Genomic DNA, 19,980 nt, shown 5'->3' on the forward strand with positions numbered 1-19,980 from the left:
TCTCCTTTCAGTCGAAATGACAAAAAAAGAGACGCACTGCTGTGCGTCTCTACATATAAAACTTTGTCACTTTATATCTCTGTAACTTTGAGCCTAAAAAACTATAGTGAAACTCCTCTTTTCCAAGGAATAAATACATCTTGTTTCAACTGGTCTGCTTTTGTTTCCACGTTTCCACTCGCCAATTCTATAATGTAATCTACTATTTCTGCCCCAACCTCGGTAATGGTTTTTTCACCAGTAATCACCGTTCCGGCATTTACGTCGATAATATCAGACATTCTATTAATTAATGCCGTGTTCGAAGAAATTTTTACAACGGGTGCAATCGGATTTCCCATCGGATTTCCTAAACCTGTGGTAAATAAAACAACTGTTGCGCCCGATCCAACCAATCCTGTGGTACATTCTGCATCATTTCCTGGCGTATTTAAAAGATTTAACCCTGGTTTTGAAATATATTCTCCGTAATCTAAAACATCTACAACAGGTGAAGTTCCACCTTTTTTAGCTGCGCCAGCAGACTTCATTGCATCCGTAATTAATCCGTCTTTGATGTTTCCCGGAGATGGATTCATATCAAACCCTGAACCTGCATCTACAACTGATTTTTCAAAAGCTTTCATTAAAGTTAAGAACTTATCTGCTTTTTCTTCGTCCACACATCTATTCATCAATTCTTGCTCAACGCCACATAATTCTGGAAACTCTGCCAAAATTGTTTTCCCTCCCAAAGCCGCAAAAATATCTGAAACAACTCCTAATGCTGGATTTGCAGAAATTCCTGAGAATCCGTCTGATCCTCCACATTCCAAACCAATACTTAGTTTTGAAAGAGGAGCAGGTTTGCGTTCAATTTTGTTGGCTCTTTTAATGGCTTCATAAGAATCTTTAATCACCATTTGAAACATTTGATCAGTAGTTCCAATTTGTTGTTGCTCATAGATCAAAATTTCTTTATCACTATTCGGGCTAATTTCTTTCAATGCCTTTTTAAAAATATCAACTTGCAAATTTTGGCAACCTAAACTTAAAACAGTTGCACCTGCAACATTCGGGTTGTTCACATATCCTGCAAGCAGTTTTGCCAACAATTCTGAATCTTGTCGAATCCCTCCACAACCACCTTGATGGTTGATAAATTTCACTTCGATATTATCTAAAAGATTTTCATTTCTATTTCTCTCAGCAACTTCTTCTACGCTTTTTTCTTCAATTAAAGAGCGCAACAAATTTTTATAAGAAACTTCTTTTTTTGGCATTAATTCGTTTTCAAAAATATCTTTCAGTTTTTCGATATTTTTGTTTTCGCAAAAAACCAATGGAAAAAACAACCAAACGTTTTTAGTTCCAACTTGTCCATCAGTACGGTGGTATCCGTTGAAAGTCTTGTCTTTCCAACGATCTACATTTGGTGGAGTCCAACCTAAATTTCCGTTTTTACCAAAAACTTTTTCACTTTGATGTTTTACATTTTCGGTGGTAATTACTTCTCCTTTTTTTATAGGTTTAGCAGCTTTTCCAACCAAAACGCCGTACATTATAATATCATCACCAATTGCAAAATCTTTCTCAGTGATTTTATGTTTTGCTTTAACATCAGTTGTTGGTGAGACAGTGGCTCCTTCAAACATAATTTGTTCGTTTTGTACCAAATCGGTCAAAGCGACAATTACATTATCTGCTGGGTTGACTTTTATTAATTTTTTTTGAGTTGCCATAACTATCGTATGTAATTCTTAATTTAATTGTTTTTGAAAATTGATGAAGCCTTGCTCAACGCCGTTTGCATCAATTTCTTCTAAAGCTTTTGCAATTGCATCTGTTAATGAAGGAATCTCAGTCAAATCTTCATCCCAGAAATTTTTGTTTTGCAAAGTAAGTCTCGCTATTTTATTGTAATCATCTGATGTCCAAAGTCCGTTAAAGAACGAAACAATATCCTCACTGTCTTGAACTGGAAGATTTTCACCTTTCCAAGTTCCTTTATAAAAACGAATCAAACATGCAAATGCAAAAGTCAAATGCACTGGAAGTTTTTTATGAACATCAACATATCCTGTCAAACTTGGTAATACACGAACTTTGAATTTAGAAATTGAGTTCAAAGCAATAGAAGACAATAAATGCTTGATAAATGGATTTCTAAAACGGTCTAGAATTTCTTCTGCAAAACTTGTCAATTCTGCTCTATCCATGTTTAAAGTCTCATTAATCTCATCAAAAACCGCTTTATTTACAAATTCACCAGTAAATGCATTATCAACAGTTTCTTTTACCGTTTCGTTTCCATAAAGCAATGAAAATGGCACCATTGCAGTGTGTGCTCCATTTAGGATTCTCACTTTACGTGTACGGTATGGTTGCATGTCTGCAACAATTTTTACATCTAAATCTGTTTTTTCAAAAGGAAGTTTTGCTTTTAGTTTATCATCACCTTCAATCACCCACAAAAAGAAACTTTCAGCACTTACAATCAAGTCGTCTTTGTAAAGCAACTGGCTGTTGTATTCCTCGATTTGATCTTTTGGATACCCCGGAACAATTCTGTCCACCAAAGTATTATGAAAAGAACAATCGTTTGTTAGCCATGATTTGAAATCTTCTCCAAGATTCCAATCATTACAATATTTCAACACAATTTCCTTTAAAGTATCTGAATTATAATTAATTAATTCACAAGGAATAATTGTCAAAGCCTTTGATTTATCGCCATTAAAATGCTCAAATCTTTCATGCAAAAGTACAGTTAATTTTGCAGGAAAAGAAATTGGAGGCGTCATTGAGGGACTATCAGAAGCGATGTATTCAATTCCGGCTTCGGTTGTATTTGAAATGATGAATTCTAATTCTTCTTCTTTGGCTAAAGCCAAAAATTCTTGGAAAGAAGCATAAGGATCTACCGCTTTTACAATATTGGTAATCAATTCTTTTTCCTGAATTTCCTCACCTTTTTTAACACCTTTCATGAATAAAGTATACAGACCATCCTGATCATTAATCATATTCACCAATCCTCTGTCAATAGGCTGTACAACTGCAATACCGGCATTGAAATCTGCTTTTTTGTTTAATTCCTGAAAAGCATATTCTACAAAGGCTCTCAAAAAGTTACCTTCTCCAAATTGTACAATTTTTATAGGAAGCCTATGTGAAAACTCCGTATTTGATCTGTTTATTTTTTCCATTATTCTAAATTTCCATTAACTGTTACAACTAACAACCATATTCATTACCTTATTTTTTTGTGGGGATTTATATTGTAAAAGAAACATTACACCTGAAAGAGTAAAACAAATCCTGCTGTGAGGAGTGACAAGATTTATTTTGCAAGCGTAATGTTCAATTACAACATCTAAAACTCTAAAAAAAACCGCATGCCAAATAAGGAACTGGTATGATTGTTCCCTATTTATTTTTAATATTTTTGATGACATCCAAAACCTGACTTACTTTGGCCTGTAAACCGTCATAGTCTTTTTTATCCAATATATCTTTTGAAATTAACTGCGAACCTAAACCAACACAGGTTGCACCCGCATTAAGCCATGAACTCAAACTTTCAACCGTTGGGTAAACACCGCCTGTAGGCATAATATTCGTCCATGGACATGGACCTTTTATTGCTTTAATAAATTCTGGGCCATAAATATCAGCTGGAAATAATTTTACAATTTCACATCCTAATTCTTCTGCTCTGGCAATTTCAGAAAGCGTACCGCAGCCTGGCGACCATAAAACTTTGCGTCGATTACATGCGATTGCAATATCTTCCCTAAAAACCGGAGTTACAATAAAGTTTGCGCCTAAACTCATATAAAGCGAAGCTGAAGCTGCATCTGTAACTGAACCTACTCCCAACATCATTCCTGGCAATTCAGCTAAAGCGTATTTGTTTAATGCTCCGAAAACTTCATGAGCAAAATCCCCTCTGCTTGTAAATTCCATTAAGCGTGAACCACCATCATAACATGCTTTAAGCACTTTTTTGCTTAATTCTATATCAGAATGAAAAAACAACGGAACCATTCCGTCCTCTTTCATTTGCTGTGCTACTTCAATTCTTGAATATTTTGCCATTTCTTTTTTATCTTGATACTAATGCCGAACCGTCGCCATCAATCATGTTTTCTACTTCTTTCAAAGTCACCAAATTATAGTCACCCGCAATCGTATGTTTTAAACAACAAGCTGCAACCGCAAAATCTAAGGCTCTTTGATTATTATTTTTATACTGAAGCAAACCATAAATCAAACCGCCCATAAAAGCGTCTCCACTTCCTACTCGGTCAACTACTGGTGTAACCTCTTTAACCGCTGCCTGATAAATTGCTTTTCCATCAAACAGAATTCCTCCAATTCTTTGATGTGAAGCACTTACAGAATAACGTAATGTTGTCGCAACCGTTTTTAAATTCGGCATCAATTCAAACAGTTTTGTGTATAAAACTGGCAACGATTTTTCATCTTGATAATTTGGGTTCACTTTTGGAATTCCCAGCATAAAATACGCTGTATCAATATCACCTAAAATAACATTGCTGTATTTCAACATTTCTGGCATTACTTCGCTTGGCGTTTTTCCGTATTGCCATAATTTTGAACGATAATTCAAATCGCATGAAATTGTGATTCCTTTTTTATGCGCTACTTTAATTGCTTCCAAACAAGCTTCAGCAGCACTTTCAGAAATCGCTGGAGTTATACCGCTCCAATGAAACCATTCAGCACCATCCAAAACTTTATCCCAATCAATGCTTCCTTTTTGAATTGTTGCCATCGAACTGTGTGCACGATCATAAACTACATTGCTTCCGCGAGTTCCTGCTCCGGTTTCCAGAAAATAAATCCCTAAACGCTCTCCTCCGTAAACAATATTTTTGGTTTCCACGTTCATTTTTCGCATTTCTTTCAATGCAGAACCTCCAATTTCATTTTCAGGCAATCTTGTTACAAACTCAGCGTTCACACCATAATTTGCTAAAGAAACACAAACATTAAATTCACCGCCACCATAAGTAGCACCAAATGCCGTAGATTGCGAAAAACGCAAATGTCTCTCCGTCGAAAGACGCAACATAATTTCTCCAAATGCAACTACTTTACTCATACTATCTTTTTTATATTTTACCATTAAGGCATTAAGAAAACTAAGCTTTGCTTTATACTCTTTTTGGCTATTAAAATTTAAGTTTATTAAGCCTACTTAATTATCTTTATTATTTAAGTAACTATTTATTAAACTCGAAACTTAATCTTCTTAATGTCTTAATGGTTAGAAAAATTAAAATTTAAAATATTCTTTTGCGTTGTTGTATGAAATATCAGAAACTAATTTCCCAATCCATTCCATATCATTTGGAAGCTCTCCACGTTTGATTTCATCTCCAAGAAGATTACATAAAATACGTCTGAAATATTCGTGTCTAGGGAAAGACAAGAAACTTCTTGAATCTGTCAACATTCCAACAAAACAGCTAATTAAGCCCATGTTTGAAAGTGCGTTCAACTGTTTAGTCATTCCGTCTTTCTGATCTAAAAACCACCATCCTGAACCAAATTGAACTTTTCCGCGAACGCTTCCGTCGTTGAAATTTCCAATCATAGTTGCCATTACTTCATTATCAGCAGGATTTAAGTTGTATATAATCGTTTTTGACAATTTATCTTTACTGTCTAAAGCATTTAAAAAGCTTGATAACTTTTGCGCCTGCGGATAATCTCCAATAGAATCCCAACCTGTATCAGGGCCTAAAATTCTGTGCATACGTGCATTGTTATTTCTCAAAGCACCTAAATGAAACTGTTGTACCCATCCAAATTCATGATAGGTTTCAGACAAGAATAATAAAACTGCACTTTGGAATTTTAACGCTTCTTCTGGAGATAATACGCTGTTTTCTCTTTTCTTTTTGAAAATTGCACTTATTTCATTTTCAGTGAAATTTTCAAAATAAATTTGATCTAAACCGTGATCACTTAATTTACATCCGTTTGCATTAAAGAATTCAATTCTTTTTCTCAATGCTGCACGTAAATCAGTATAAGTTTCAATTGCAATACCAGATACTTCCCCCAAAGTATCTATATATGCATTATATCCGTCATTCGAAATTAAAATTGCTTTATCAGGTCTAAAAGCTGTACTCATTTTTGTTCCAATTGGATTTTGAGCCAGTTTTTGATGAAACTCTAAACTGTCAATTGGATCTTCTGTAGTACAAACCAATTCTGCATTTACTTTTTTAAGAAGATTTTGCGTGCTGTAAGCCGGAGAATTTATTTTTTCAGAAGTTTCGATATAAATTTTCTCAGCCGATTTTTCATTCAAAAGATCATAAATATCAAAATAACGAGCCAATTCTAAGTGCGTCCAGTGATACAAAGGATTACGCATTGTGTACGGAACTGTTTTTCCCCAGTTTAAGAATTTATCTTTATCTGAACCATTTCCTGTTACAAACTGCTCGTTGATTCCCAAAGTACGCATTGCACGCCATTTGTAGTGATCGCCATTAATCCAAACTTGTGTTATGTTGTCAAAGATTTTATCTTCAGCAATAAACTGCGGATTTAAGTGATTGTGGTAATCAATAATTGGCTGGTTTTTAGAATAATTATGATATAATTCTTCAGCAAATTTATTTTCTAGTAAAAAATTATCGTTTATGAATGTATTCGCGCTCATGTCTTTTTAAATAAAATTTTGAGAATTATTCTTCGTTTGATGGTTTCCCGATTGTTGCCAAAATACCACCATCAACGTATAAAATGTGACCGTTTACAAAATCACTAGCTTTTGAAGATAAGAATATCGCCGCTCCAGCCAAATCATTTGGATCACCCCATTTTGCTGCCGGAGTTCTGCTAATGATAAAATCATTAAACGGATGTCCGTCAACTCTGATTGGTTTTGTTTGTTCTGTAGCAAAATAACCTGGGCCAATTCCATTGATTTGAACATTGTATTTTGCCCATTCTGTTGCCATATTTTTAGTCAGCATTTTCAAACCTCCTTTTGCAGCAGCGTAAGCAGAAACTGTATTTCTTCCCAACTCACTCATCATTGAGCAAATGTTGATGATTTTGCCTTGTCTTCTTTCGATCATGCCTTTTGCAACATGTTTCGAAACAATAAACGGACTTACCAAATCAATATCGATTACTTCTCTAAAATCAGCAACTTCCATTTCTAGAAGCGGAATTCTTTTAATGATTCCAGCATTGTTAATCAAGATTGCGATTGGACCAACTTCCTTTTCAATTTTTTGAACCGCTTCTGCAACTTCTTTTTCTTCTGTTACATTAAATTTATATCCAACAGCATTTATTCCTTCGCTTTTCAATTCATTAACAGCATTGTCAATTTTTTCTTGAGAAGAATTTCCGTTCACCACAATTGTCGCTCCCGCTTGACCTAATCCTTTTGCCATCGCCATTCCCAGTCCGTGTGTACTTCCTGTGATAAGGGCAACTTTTCCTTGTATATCAAATAAATTTGTCATTTTCTTATCTTAAATCTGTGATTTTACAAACATCCATATCTCCGTAATCTAAGTTCTCACCTGCCATTCCCCAGATAAAAGTATAATTGCTAGTTCCTGAACCAGAGTGAATTGACCAAGGCGGAGAAATAACAGCTTGATGATTGTTCATCCAGATATGTCTTGTTTCTTGTGGTTGTCCCATAAAGTGGCAAACCGCTTGATTTTCTGGAATGTCCAAATAAAAATACACTTCCATTCTACGATCGTGTACGTGCGCCGGCATCGTATTCCAAACACTTCCTGGATTTAATTCCGTCATTCCCATTTGCAATTGGCAAGTTGTAACTACGCTTCCAATAATCATTTGATTAACGGTACGGTGATTTGCTGTTTCCATTGCACCTAAATTCAATTTATTCGCTTCAGCCAAACTTACCTTTACCGTCGGATAAGATGTATGAGCTGGTGCCGAATTGATATAGAATTTAGCAGGATTAGAAGCATCAGCACTTTTGAAAATCACCTCTTTATTTCCGCTTCCGATATATAAAGCATCTTTAAAACCTAACTCATAAGTAGTTCCTTCAACAACAACAGAACCGCTTCCTCCAACATTGATAATTCCTAACTCTCTTCTTTCTAAAAAATAAGGTGCCTTAAGCGGATCAATTGTTTCTAAAACCAAATCTCCTTTTACAGGAACTGCCGATCCAGCAATATATCTGTCGTAATGAGAATAAACCAAAACGATTTCATCTTCCTGCATTAAATCATCAATTAAGAATTCTTCTCTCAATTGTTGTGTATCATATTTTTTTACAGCTTCTGGGCTTGATGCGTATCTTGAACTATATTTTGTCATAATTTCTAAATTAATGTAATCGATTGCACAAATTTAATTTTTTATATTGAAATACCATAATTGAAACCAAAAAAATATTTCATCACTTCCACTTTTCTTTACAATTCTACTTTTTTCATCTTAGGCACCAGTATATGCATTATAAGCCACGCTAATAAATAAGAGCCTCCACATATACAAAACATAATAAAATATCCTGTTTCAATTTTTCCAATTTTAGTATAATAAACAAACATGTTTTTTTGAACCACCAAAGTCAACAAAATACCGCCTAGTGCACCAAACATTCCTCCTAGCCCAGTAACTGACGCGGTAGCCTTTTTAGGAAACATATCTGAAACCGTAGTAAAGATATTGGCACTCCAAGCCTGATGCGCAGAAACTGCCAAACCAATGACTAAAATCGCCCACCACATATTTATCGTTCCAAGATATTGTGAAAATAAAACCGGCAAAACTGCAAACGCATAGAGCAACATACTTGTTTTACGAGCTTTGTACGCCGGCCAATTATTATTGATTAATTTTAAAGGAAGCCAGCCTCCTCCAATACTTCCGACACTTCCGATCATATAAACAAGTGCACAAGGCCAAATAATCTCAGTTGCTGTCAATTTATATTGCTTCATCAAGAAATCTGGGAGCCAAAACAAATAGAACCACCAAACTGGATCTGTAAGCAGTTTCCCAATTGCAAAAGCCCATGTTTGGCGAAATGACAATAACTTTATCCAAGAAACTTTTTCCTTCGAATCTTCCTCAACAACTTCAACTTGATCTGAAGTAATATATTCTAATTCTGCTTGAGACAAACGTTTTTGTTTTTGAGGCACTTCATACAGTAAAAACCACAATAAAAGCCAAATAAACCCAACAATACCCGTTAGAATAAAAGCCCATTGCCAACCATACTTTTCTGCAATATAAGGAACGGTCAACGGCACTATTATTGCACCAATATTACTTCCCGAATTAAAAATTCCCGTTGCAAGCGCACGTTCTTTTTGCGGAAACCATTCTGCTGTAGCTTTAATTGCTGCAGGAAAATTTCCAGCTTCAGTAACCCCTAAAAATACACGCGCAATTAAAAATCCCCCTGTCCCAGTTGCCAATGCATGCCCAATTGCAGCTAAACTCCACAAACCAGTCGCAATCGCATAACCTAACTTCGTTCCTAATTTATCAATAATTCCACCGGCAACCAGCATTCCAAGTGCGTAAGCAATTTTAAAAGCAAGCTCTATATTTGAATAATCAATAACTTCCTGCTCAGGAGTCCAATGAAAAGCTTCTGCCAAAAAAGGGCGAAGGTAACTTATTACATTTCTGTCTAAATAATTTACAGTTGTTGCAAAAAAGACTAAACTGCAAATTGTCCAGCGGTATTTTCCAATTACTGCGTTGGTTTGGTTCATAATTTAGTTGGTTGGTTTAGGTTGGTTAGTAGCATCAAATCTCGGTTAGAGATCTTTAATTGGACTGTATTTTGGAACTAATGATTTCATCACTAACCAGCCTGCCAAATAAGAAACAGCACAGATTGAAAAAATAATCATATATCCAGTATTTATTCCGTTTACAACATTTTCACCAGCAGTTGTAAGCGACTTTAAGAACTCTTCTAAATTCCCTACTCCTCTTTCAGCCAGAAAAGCCTTTTCTGTTACTGCATTTTGGAATTGTGGGTATTTTTCCAATAATGGCTGGCCATTTATAGTACTCCAATTTCTCTGTGTAAAATCAAATAATACTCCAGAACCCTTGTTTATAATTGTAGAACCAATTCCTCCAGCTAATCCACCAATACCTGTAATCGTTGCGATTGCTTTTTTTGGAAACATATCTCCAACAGTAGTAAAAATATTTGCTGACCAAGACTGGTGAGCTGCACCTGCGATTCCGATAATAATAACGGGTACCCAATAACTAATATAACCTAAAGGCTGAGCAGCTAAAGCTAACAAGGGAAAGAAAGCAAAAATAAGCATCGATTTCATTCTTCCTTCGTACGGATTCATCCCTTTTTTCTCTACAAAATAGGTCGGCAACCAACCTCCGATAATCGACAATAACGTAATCATATAAAGAACAAATAATGGCAACGCCGCTTGTGTAGAGTCCATTCCGTAAACCGAACTTAAATAAGCTGGCGTCCAGAATAAAAAGAACCACCAAACTCCGTCTGTCATGAATTTTCCAAATGCAAAAGCCCATGTCTGTTTGTATTTAAAACATTCTTTTAAAGACACTTTTGACGAAGTTTCCGGAACAAAATTTTCTAATTTACTTTCAGCAATATCATCTTGCTGAATATAAGCCAACTCTTCTGGAGTTACTTTTGCATGCCTTTCTGGTTTGTCATACATAAACGTCCAGAATCCCATCCAAATAAATCCTAAAGCTCCAATAATAATAAAAGACATTTCCCAACCAAACGATTTAGCAATAAACGGAATTGTAACTGGCGCCGCTAGAGCTCCAACTGTTGCCCCCGCATTGAAAATACTAGTTGCAAAAGCCCTATCTTTTTTTGGAAAATATTCAGCTGTAGTTTTAATCGCTGCGGGAAAGTTTCCAGCTTCACCGACTGCTAGCACAAATCGTGCAAAAATGAACAAAGCCACACTTACATTAATCACTAAAGCAGTATCTTGAACAGTACTGATTATTGCTTTTGAACCATGAAAACCTACTAACCAATCGCCAGTAATGATTCCAGAGGTAGCAATGCCACAGAAAGCGTGAAGGCAAGCTCCTATAGACCAAATCCCGATTGCCCAAAGAAATCCTTTTTTTGTGTCTAACCAATCCACAAATCGACCAGCAAACAGCAATGAAACAGCATAAAAAATCGAAAACAATGCTGTTATGTCTCCATAATCACTGTTTGTCCAATGAAATTCTGGCGCAATAAAATCTTTCCATGTCAAAGAAAGAACTTGGCGATCTAAGTAATTGATAGTAGTTGCAAAAAAAAGCAAAGCACAAATGCTCCAACGATATTTTCCTGCTGATTTGACGCTTTGGCTGATAGTAGCTGAATCTTCTTGGGTCATGGTTATTTTATTGTAAAAATTGATGTTTTTTGGTTCTTTTATTTTATCACGAAATCCGAATTAAAAAGCACTAAAAAACAATGATTTAATACAAATAAAACGAAATAATGTAATCGATTGCACAAATATAGTTTTTAATCTTTATATTCCAAATAAATTATATAAAAAATTATTTTATCCGAGAAAATAAACATATCGCACAAAAAAAATAATACAATATTACATATTAAACAATATATTTGTTAAATAGCAACGGAGCAAATTCATCCGTTACTAGGGCTAAAATTGTACAAAATCCTTAGGCAAATTGCTTTGCTAGCTTCACCATTTTTTAGCTTATTTTCATTCGTATCAAATTCATCACAAAACAATTTTCTAAAAAATGAAACTCATTCTTTCTCCAAAATTATTTATTTACACAACATTATATCTACTAATTATCAATAACTTACACTCACAAAATCAAATAATTCCGTTATGGGCTAAAATTCCAGACGAAATTGTTTCACCTGATTATAAGGAAAAAGAAATCGTAAAAGACGGCGCAATTCAGAGTACAAGCTTTGTTTCTGTCCCTACTTTAACCGTTTTTATTCCGAAAGATGCAAAACCAAATCAAACTGCAATCATTATTTTTCCAGGCGGAGGTTATTCGCACTTAGCAATTGACAAGGAAGGAACCAAAGTTGCAAAATGGCTCAATAGTTTAGGCATTACAGCCTTCGTACTAAAATACCGATTGCCGAGTGATTTGATCATGAAAAATAAAAAAATAGGACCGCTTCAAGACGCACAAGAAGCTGTACGTTATGTACGCGAAAATGCTACAAATTGGAATATTGACAATGCTAAAATTGGCACATTAGGATTTTCCGCAGGTGGTCATTTAGCTTCAACATTAGCGACACATTTTGACGAAAAAACATATGAAACTAGGTCTAAAACAAGTGCCCGTCCTGACTTTTCGATCTTGGTTTATCCTGTTGTATCAATGGAAAACAATATTACGCACAAAGGTTCTCAGACTAATTTATTAGGAAATAGCCCATCGAAAGAATTAATCGATTCTTTTTCCAATGAAAAAAAGGTTAATTCACAAACTCCACCGACATTCTTAGTTCATGCCACAGATGACACTGCTGTTATTCCTGAAAACAGTATTAATTATTATTTGGCACTCAAAAAGAGTGGCGTTACATCAGAGTTGCATTTGTATGAAAATGGTGGCCACGGTTTTGGTTTAGGAGTGAAAGACACGAGCAAAAACTGGACAAAAGACTGCGAAGAATGGCTAAAAAATCACGGATATTATTAAACAAAAAAAGGGTTTTTAGATTGGTTAACGTGTAACTGAACCTAAAAACCCGATAAAAATTTTGACATCTTGTATTTATCTTGCAAATTTACACAAGTACCCACGATCAAATGAATATGTCAAATTTCAACTTACTGTGTTTCTCCAAAAACTAGTAACAATCAATAGAAATCTTTAATGATGATTAAAAAAGGCAAAAACATCATAAATCTCTATTTCTATGAGGCAAATGTATCGCGCTCTTAAAAGATAACATTACGGTTTTCCACATTCTGAAAAAAAAATTCTTCTTTTATTTAATCAAAAAAAAGAAAAACAAAACAAAACACTGTATATCAAAACAATAGCAACTTAAAATTTTATCTGCAAAAATTCAAAAAAAGAAAAATTAACTTTTTCTTTACATTATTTCTTGTCCTAGATTAAGTTCTAAACAAGTATTTACTTCTAATTTTGCTTTGAAAACTGACATATTATGAAAACTCTCGAATTCTTATTACTCGGAAAAAATGAAGCCATTTTAGCTATTTTGCTTCGCTTGGTGAATGCAGATGAAAATTGGAATGCTGTCGCTTTTAATAACGAAAAAGAAGCTCAAGAACACTTTCGAAACCATAAAATCGACATTGTCCTTTTAAGTTCTGCAATTGAAGATCATGTCGAAAAAGATTTTACTTCTTTTTGCCTGAAACAGCAACCGGATGTAGAAGTTATTGAACATTTTGGAGGCGGTAGCGGTTTGCTAAAATCCGAAATTATGCATCGACTATATTTAAAAGGAAAACTTTAAATTTGTGTAATTCAATGCCCCGAAAATGGAAAAGACATATTCAGTCGTAATTCATCCTTCAGATAACGGAATCGATTCTATCAAAATAATGAAGGATTATTTAAAAAGTAAAATTGGCTGGTTTAATAGTTGTAATTCAGTAGCGCATATTACGATTTGCGAATTCAAAATTGATGAATCTCAACTCGACCCCATTAAAAAAAAACTCTCTAAAGTTTCCGACACTTTTACATCTTTCCAAGTATTTTTAGATCATTTTGACTCTTATCAAAATAGTGGCGCTTTTTTTATTGGTGTAACTGAAGATTCAAAAAATAATCTTGTGCCTATTATGAAAAAGATTCATGAAACTTTGAAATTTTTAAAACTCAAAAAAAGTGATGATCCTCATTTATCAATTGGAAGAAGATTAACACCCGAAAATCTAAAAATCGCTTCACAGCTTTTCACTACAATTGATATGGAATTTTTGTTAGACAAAATTGTCTTGCGAGAATTTGATCCTGTTGTAAAGCAGTTTTTTATTATTGATACTATTCCGTTTGGCAATAATCCTCAGCCAGAATTTACACAAGGAAGTCTTTTTTAACCGTAAAGACACAAACTTGAAACTTTAAACCTGAAACAAAAAAACTAATCTTTTAATTTTCGTATATTTGAATTTTACAATTCATATATGAAATCCCTAGATTCATTTTATCAAGATATTACCGAAGGCTCAACAGTTGATCCCACTTCATTATTGCCAAATGACATTCAAAAAGAAATTGGGCATTTTAATGTTTTTGACATTAAAGAACTTCTAGAACGCATGAAAGGAAAACCGGGGATGCCCTATGACAGAAGAGCTTATTACAAAATAAGTTTAATCAGGGGACACAACAAAGCCGAATATGCCGATAAAGTAATCGAAATTAAAAAACAAGGATTGTTATTTGCTACACCAAAAATTCCGTACAACTATTTACCCCAAGACACGAATCAAGGTGGGCAATTTTGCGTTTTTACTAGCGAATTTTTATCCAAAAGCAAAAGCGGAATCGATCTTGACGAACTTCCAATTTTTGCTTCAGACGGATATCCAATTTTCCAGTTATCTGATGAAGAAGTTCTTGAAGTAGAACTGATTTTCAATAAAATACAAAAAGAAATTAATTCTGATTATATTTACAAATACGATTTAATCCGAAATTATGTTGCGGAATTAATTCATTTTGGACAAAAATTACAACCTATTACAGCATTGTATTCCAAACATAATTCTGCCGCTAGAGTTTCCTCTTTATTCGCCGAATTATTAGAAAGACAATTCCCGATAGAATCTCCAAATCAAAAATTGCAATTAAGAACAGCAAAGGATTTTGCAGAAAGATTATCCGTTCACGTCAACCATTTAAATAAAGTTCTAAAAGAAAGCACAGGAAAAACAACAACCGAATTGATTAGCTCAAGACTAACAAACGAAGCGAAAATCCTTTTAAAACAAACCGATTGGAACATTTCTGAAATTGCTTATTCATTAGGTTTTGAGGAGTTAGCGCATTTTTCTAACTTCTTTAAAAAGCAAACGTCATATACGCCTTTGGCTTTTAGAAGTTAACTTTTGTTTCAGGTTTCAGTGGGAACTTTATCAAAGTTTGAAACTTTGACAAAGTTTTACGCGACGTTTTGGAATTTAATTATTGGGATTTTACAACTGATTTGAATTTTGCAAACATCGGTTTGATATTTACAACTCCCCTCATCTACTTTGCTCCTACCTTTGTCTTATCAATTTAAAAGATCGAAAAGATGAATTTATCAAACAACAAAATTTTAATAACGGGTGGTGCAAGTGGCATTGGACTTGGACTTACTGAAAGATTTATTCAAGAAAACAATACTGTTATTATTTGCGGACGAAGAGAATCTGTTTTAAATGAAGTAAAAGCAAAATTTCCTTCTGCAATTATAAAAGCATGTGACTTGTCTATCGAAAAAGAACGCATTGCACTTTATGAATGGATTTCTGAAAACCATCCTGATCTAAACGTATTGATCAACAATGCCGGAATTCAAAAATGGGTTTCTGTAACCGATACTGATTTCTACGAAAGCATGAAAGCAGAAATCAATACAAATATCGAGGCTCCATTACATTTGACATCGCTTTTTATTCAGTTAAAATCTTTGAATACAGTAATGAATGTAACTTCTGGATTGGCATTTTCGCCTTTTGCAAAAGTTCCGGTTTATTCCGCTACAAAAGCGTTCTTTAGATCGTTTACGCTTTCATTGCGTCATCTATTAAAAGCAAAAAATATAGAAGTAATCGAGATTATTCCACCAGCATTAAACACAGATTTAGGTGGCGTAGGATTGCATGATGCACATCCGAGCGTGAGCAGTTTTATCGAATCTATTTTTGAACAATTAAAAGAAGGAAGACAAGAACTAACATTTGGGACAAGCGAAACAAGATTAAACGCAAGCGCAGAAGATTTGAGAAATCATTTTAACGCAATGCATAATTAATGGTAAATGATAAATGATAAATGGTGAATGGTAAATTGTTAATTGAAAACACAAAAAAATGACATTTCACATTCACAATTCACCATTCACAATTCACAATTCACAATTAAAAAAGATGGCAGTAAATACAAAAATAGCTCTCGTTACAGGCGGAAGCAGAGGTTTAGGGAAAAATATGGCAATTGCGATTGCTAAAAAAGGATTAGATGTAATTATTACATATAACAGCAAGAAAGACGAAGCAGATTCAGTAGTAAAAGAAATTGAAAATTTGGGTCAAAGAGCCGCTTCAATTCAATTGAATGTTGGTGATTCTAAAACTTTTGATTCTTTTTTTGAAGAAGTAAAAACAGTTTTGAAAGACACATTCAAAACAGATAAATTCGATTTTATTGTAAACAATGCTGGAATTGGAATCCATAATTCTTTCATTGGCACAACTGAAGCAGAATTTGATCAATTAACAAACATTCAATTCAAAGGTCCATTTTTCTTAACACAAAAAGGATTAAATATAATGAATGACGGTGGCGGAATCGTAAACATTTCAACGGGATTAGCGAGATTTTCATTTCCTGGTTACGCTGCTTATGCTTCTATGAAAGGCGCAATGGAAACTTTGACTAAATATCAGGCAAAAGAATTAGGTGCTAGAAAAATCAGAGCAAATATTGTTGCTCCCGGGGCAATTGAAACTGATTTTGGTGGCGGAGTGGTTCGTGACAATGAACAAATGAATCAGCAAATTGCGTCTGTAACAGCTTTAGGAAGAGTTGGATTGCCTGATGATATTGGTGCTGTTGTTGCTTTTTTATGTACCGAAGATGCACGTTGGATTAATGCTCAAAGAATTGAAGCTTCTGGTGGAATGATGCTTTAAGGATTTCAGGTTTCAGGTTTCAGGTTTCAGGTTTCAGGTTTCAGGTTTGAACGTGAAACTTGAAACCTGAAACTAAAAAAACAATTTGAATTAGTTAGAATTCTTTTTATTCCATTACAATCGTTTTGGTCAAATTTCCATCTTTATCAAAAATGAGATTATAATTTTTACCTTCTTTTTTGACTTTTACTTCATACGTTATTTCATTCTCTGCATCAAGCACAGAATACATTTCTCCCAAAGTCAAAGGAACAGATTTAGTTTTTGACTTGGATTTTGATTTTTCTTTAGAAGCTATATTAGTACGGTAATTGGTGTCCAGATAAAGGTGCGCACTTTTTGGCAATTTAGCGCTTGTTATTTGTTCTTTATAATCTTTAAAATTCCCTTGACTATCATAAATTGTAAAAGCCAGAGTTTTGGGCTTAGACATGAATTTTGCAGCAAAATTAACATCTGTTTCACTCTTGCTAAACACTATTGTCCAAACTGGCTTCTTTTTGGGATATTGTTTCTCAAAAGCGTTTCTTATATTTTCAGATGGCAGTAATATACTTTGACCAATTGATAACGTACTATAGAAAACACACAGAGATAGGTAAATATTTTTCATTTGCATTTTGTTAAAAAGACGCGAATGTAGTAAAAATATTACTTTTAATGAATTTAAAATTCAGAAAAAACAAAACCCGATAGTCCTAAAACTATCGGGTTTGCCTTTTTAAATATATTGAATTAGTAAGCAAGTATATTTCAATTTTTCTCGATAGAGACATTAAAGTCGCCATCTTTATCAAAAACCACATCATAAAATTTGGAGTCTTTTTTAACGCCAACTTCATAAGTCGTTTTATTTTTGTCATCCACCACAACCGCAATTTCTTCAATCTCTTTTAGCGAATAATTCTTTTTCAAATAAGCTTGCGCATTTATTGGCAACTTACTAAGCGAAATTTGCTGCTCGAATGCTTTCAAAACTCCAGAAATGTCATAAATCGCAACCGCTTTAGTATTTTTATCTTTATTGAATTTAGCCTCATAACGAACTTCATCATCATCATCTCCCACATATTCTTCAGACCAAACTGCAGTTTTCCCTGGATATTCCTTTTCAAAAGTAAATTTTACCTTTTCTGGAGGCGTTATTACTTTTTTCATATTTGTTCCTTCCTGTGCGATCAAAAAACCATTGCATGAAAACAAAACAATCAGTAAAAGCTTTTTCATAACTGCTCATTTATGAATTAATAATCGTATTAAAATTACTACTTTTAAATGAAGTACAAATGAAGACGCATTAAAATATTATCAACAATTTCTTATTTTTTTAAACGGTCTGACAATTCTCTTTTATATGTAATTCCTATTGGCAATTTTTCATGTTTGATCACCACAAAATCTTTTTCTGTATCTTCAATTTTGTCTAAAGCAACAATATATGACTTATGAATTCGCATAAAATTTTTCTCAGGAAGGCATTTTTCTAATTCAGTTGTTGTAATTGAAGCTAAATAAGTTCGCTTTGTAGTATGAAGTTTCACATAATTACCAAAACTCTGCGCATACAAAAGCTGCTCTAATTCGATCTCAATAAAATAACCGTCCACTTTTACGCTTATTGAATTTACGATTGTTTCTTCTTCTTTGATTTTTACTGATTCAGTCGAAAAAAAACGGTCGACTGCTTTCAAAAATCTCGGAAAATAAATAGGTTTCAGCAGATAATCAATTACACCATAATCATAACTTTCCAATGCAAATTCAGAATACGCTGTAGTTAAAATTGTTTTAGGATGATTCGGAATAATTTTCAACAATTCCATTCCTGAAATTTCCGGCATATTGATATCCAAAAACATCAAATCAACATGATTTTCACGTAAATAATCCATTGCTTCAATGCCATTATATCCTTGAAAAACCAATTCCAATTGCGGATTTTGTTTGATATAATTCGCCAAAACATAATGCGCCGCCGGCTCATCATCAACAATTATACATTTTTTTGGCTCTTTCATTATACAAACTTTTTCAATTGCAGTTTTAAATCGATTATATAGGTGTTTTTTTCATCCTGAATATCTAACTTATAATCTTTTCCATAAATCAAATTCAGACGCTCAATCGTGTTTTTCAAACCAATTTTTGTCGAAACTACATCTGTTTTTTTCGTCGGAATTGAATTGACGACATGCAAATGAAGATTTCCTTTTTCTACTGTAATAAAAATTCGGACAAAACATTTTTCGATTGCACAAGTTCCATGTTTAAAAGCATTTTCAATAAATGCAATCAAAAGCATTGGCGAAATTTTATACGCATTTTCGTTGTCAATTTTAGAATCAAAAGTAATATCACAACGGTATCCTACTCTTTCTTTTTCAAGCTGTACATAACTGTTTATAAACTCCAATTCATCTTCTAAAGACACACACTGCTTGTTATTGCTTTCGAGTTGGTAACGCATTAATTGCGAAACCTTCATAATCAAATCTGGGGTTCTTTCAGGAAATTCCAAACTGATTCCGTAAAGCGTATTAAAGGTATTAAATAAAAAATGCGGATTCAGCTGTCCTTTCAAAGAATTCAATTGCATTTGATTGAACAAAAGCGCTTCATCTGTCTGTTTTCTGTGAATTCTGTAGAATTTAAAAACAATAATCGGGCTTAAAATGCAAACCAAAGTTCCTAAAACGCTCGCCAATTGGTACACATAACTTCGTTGATGCGAATTCTGATACAAACGGCAATTGCTGAACATATCCAGCATTGTGATTTCATACAAAATAATAGAGAACACAAAAACCCCGAAAAGAGTGAGAAAAATATAAGTTAAGGGACGTTGGGTTTTGAATAATATAGGAAGAAGAAAAAAACGATTAAACTGTGCGTGCATGTACAAAATGCAATAGAAAAAAATCCCCATTAAAATGGACGTGACCGAACTGAAAAGCATCCAGTCATTTTTTAACGTATAAATTGTAAATGAAAAAAGGACAACAGCAATTTCTTGCCACCACTTGTTATCCAATATATTATCAAACTTTTTATTCATTTTTTAAACTTAAATAGTCCA

At 33.8% G+C, this 19,980-nt stretch carries 19 protein-coding genes; 6 read left to right on the forward strand and 13 right to left on the reverse strand.

Annotated elements, in window-relative coordinates; all coding sequences use genetic code 11:
* Positions 1 to 101 precede the first annotated feature (101 nt).
* The 9 genes from EYY60_RS08140 to EYY60_RS08180 form a co-directional block, all read right to left on the reverse strand.
* Entirely contained in the window at positions 102 to 1,721 is a 1,620-nt protein-coding gene (locus EYY60_RS08140) for a UxaA family hydrolase (protein WP_132988888.1), read from the reverse strand.
* Positions 1,722 to 1,739: 18 nt separating this feature from the next.
* Positions 1,740 to 3,188, reverse strand: a complete 1,449-nt coding sequence (locus tag EYY60_RS08145; protein WP_132988889.1) for a tagaturonate reductase — start codon at positions 3,186 to 3,188, stop codon at positions 1,740 to 1,742.
* 220 nt (positions 3,189 to 3,408) lie between these two features.
* A complete protein-coding gene (locus EYY60_RS08150) occupies positions 3,409 to 4,080 on the reverse strand; it encodes a bifunctional 4-hydroxy-2-oxoglutarate aldolase/2-dehydro-3-deoxy-phosphogluconate aldolase (protein WP_132988890.1) in 672 nt (223 codons plus the stop codon).
* Positions 4,081 to 4,087: 7 nt separating this feature from the next.
* A complete protein-coding gene (locus tag EYY60_RS08155) occupies positions 4,088 to 5,110 on the reverse strand; it encodes a sugar kinase (RefSeq protein WP_132988891.1) in 1,023 nt (340 codons plus the stop codon).
* 174 nt (positions 5,111 to 5,284) lie between these two features.
* Positions 5,285 to 6,688, reverse strand: coding sequence for a glucuronate isomerase (gene uxaC, locus EYY60_RS08160; RefSeq protein ID WP_132988892.1), 1,404 nt, complete (start codon positions 6,686 to 6,688; stop codon positions 5,285 to 5,287).
* A 25-nt stretch (positions 6,689 to 6,713) separates the two neighbouring features.
* On the reverse strand, positions 6,714 to 7,505 hold the full coding sequence (locus EYY60_RS08165) for a gluconate 5-dehydrogenase (RefSeq protein WP_132988893.1): 792 nt from the start codon (positions 7,503 to 7,505) through the stop codon (positions 6,714 to 6,716).
* Positions 7,506 to 7,509: 4 nt separating this feature from the next.
* Complete coding sequence (gene kduI / locus EYY60_RS08170) at positions 7,510 to 8,349, reverse strand: 5-dehydro-4-deoxy-D-glucuronate isomerase (RefSeq protein ID WP_132988894.1); 840 nt, start codon at positions 8,347 to 8,349, stop codon at positions 7,510 to 7,512.
* A 98-nt stretch (positions 8,350 to 8,447) separates the two neighbouring features.
* Complete coding sequence (locus EYY60_RS08175; protein WP_132988895.1) at positions 8,448 to 9,764, reverse strand: MFS transporter; 1,317 nt, start codon at positions 9,762 to 9,764, stop codon at positions 8,448 to 8,450.
* Between the two features lie 45 nt (positions 9,765 to 9,809).
* Positions 9,810 to 11,405, reverse strand: a complete 1,596-nt coding sequence (locus EYY60_RS08180; RefSeq protein ID WP_132988896.1) for an MFS transporter — start codon at positions 11,403 to 11,405, stop codon at positions 9,810 to 9,812.
* A 382-nt stretch (positions 11,406 to 11,787) separates the two neighbouring features.
* On the opposite strand from EYY60_RS08180, the gene EYY60_RS08185 reads away from it, so the two are divergent.
* The 6 genes from EYY60_RS08185 (at position 11,788) to EYY60_RS08210 (ending at position 16,904) form a co-directional block, all read left to right on the forward strand.
* Positions 11,788 to 12,720 (forward strand): alpha/beta hydrolase, encoded by a 933-nt coding sequence (locus tag EYY60_RS08185; RefSeq protein ID WP_132988897.1) that lies wholly within the window; start codon positions 11,788 to 11,790, stop codon positions 12,718 to 12,720.
* A gap of 475 nt (positions 12,721 to 13,195) precedes the next feature.
* On the forward strand, positions 13,196 to 13,510 hold the full coding sequence (locus EYY60_RS08190; RefSeq protein WP_132988898.1) for a hypothetical protein: 315 nt from the start codon (positions 13,196 to 13,198) through the stop codon (positions 13,508 to 13,510).
* A gap of 25 nt (positions 13,511 to 13,535) precedes the next feature.
* A complete protein-coding gene (locus EYY60_RS08195; RefSeq protein WP_132988899.1) occupies positions 13,536 to 14,099 on the forward strand; it encodes a 2'-5' RNA ligase family protein in 564 nt (187 codons plus the stop codon).
* An 87-nt stretch (positions 14,100 to 14,186) separates the two neighbouring features.
* Positions 14,187 to 15,110, forward strand: coding sequence for a helix-turn-helix domain-containing protein (locus EYY60_RS08200; RefSeq protein WP_132988900.1), 924 nt, complete (start codon positions 14,187 to 14,189; stop codon positions 15,108 to 15,110).
* 191 nt (positions 15,111 to 15,301) lie between these two features.
* A complete protein-coding gene (locus EYY60_RS08205) occupies positions 15,302 to 16,024 on the forward strand; it encodes an SDR family oxidoreductase (protein ID WP_132988901.1) in 723 nt (240 codons plus the stop codon).
* 115 nt (positions 16,025 to 16,139) lie between these two features.
* Positions 16,140 to 16,904 (forward strand): SDR family oxidoreductase, encoded by a 765-nt coding sequence (locus tag EYY60_RS08210; protein ID WP_132989026.1) that lies wholly within the window; start codon positions 16,140 to 16,142, stop codon positions 16,902 to 16,904.
* Positions 16,905 to 17,010: 106 nt separating this feature from the next.
* Here the strand turns inward: EYY60_RS08210 and EYY60_RS08215 are convergent, their stop codons facing one another.
* The 4 genes from EYY60_RS08215 to EYY60_RS08230 all read right to left on the reverse strand — a co-directional run bounded on the left by EYY60_RS08215 (position 17,011) and on the right by EYY60_RS08230 (position 19,959).
* Positions 17,011 to 17,517 carry a hypothetical protein gene (locus tag EYY60_RS08215; protein WP_132988902.1) on the reverse strand — a complete coding sequence of 169 codons (507 nt, stop codon included), beginning with the start codon at positions 17,515 to 17,517 and terminating at the stop codon, positions 17,011 to 17,013.
* 140 nt (positions 17,518 to 17,657) lie between these two features.
* On the reverse strand, positions 17,658 to 18,131 hold the full coding sequence (locus EYY60_RS08220) for a hypothetical protein (RefSeq protein ID WP_132988903.1): 474 nt from the start codon (positions 18,129 to 18,131) through the stop codon (positions 17,658 to 17,660).
* Positions 18,132 to 18,223: 92 nt separating this feature from the next.
* Positions 18,224 to 18,922 (reverse strand): LytR/AlgR family response regulator transcription factor, encoded by a 699-nt coding sequence (locus tag EYY60_RS08225; protein WP_132988904.1) that lies wholly within the window; start codon positions 18,920 to 18,922, stop codon positions 18,224 to 18,226.
* On the reverse strand, positions 18,922 to 19,959 hold the full coding sequence (locus EYY60_RS08230; protein ID WP_132988905.1) for a sensor histidine kinase: 1,038 nt from the start codon (positions 19,957 to 19,959) through the stop codon (positions 18,922 to 18,924). The genes EYY60_RS08225 and EYY60_RS08230 overlap by 1 nt, the downstream gene beginning before the upstream one ends.
* Between the last annotated feature and the right edge of the window lie 21 nt (positions 19,960 to 19,980).

Origin of the sequence: Flavobacterium zhairuonense, assembly GCF_004352915.1 — a bacterium.
GTDB classification, from domain to species: domain Bacteria; phylum Bacteroidota; class Bacteroidia; order Flavobacteriales; family Flavobacteriaceae; genus Flavobacterium; species Flavobacterium zhairuonense.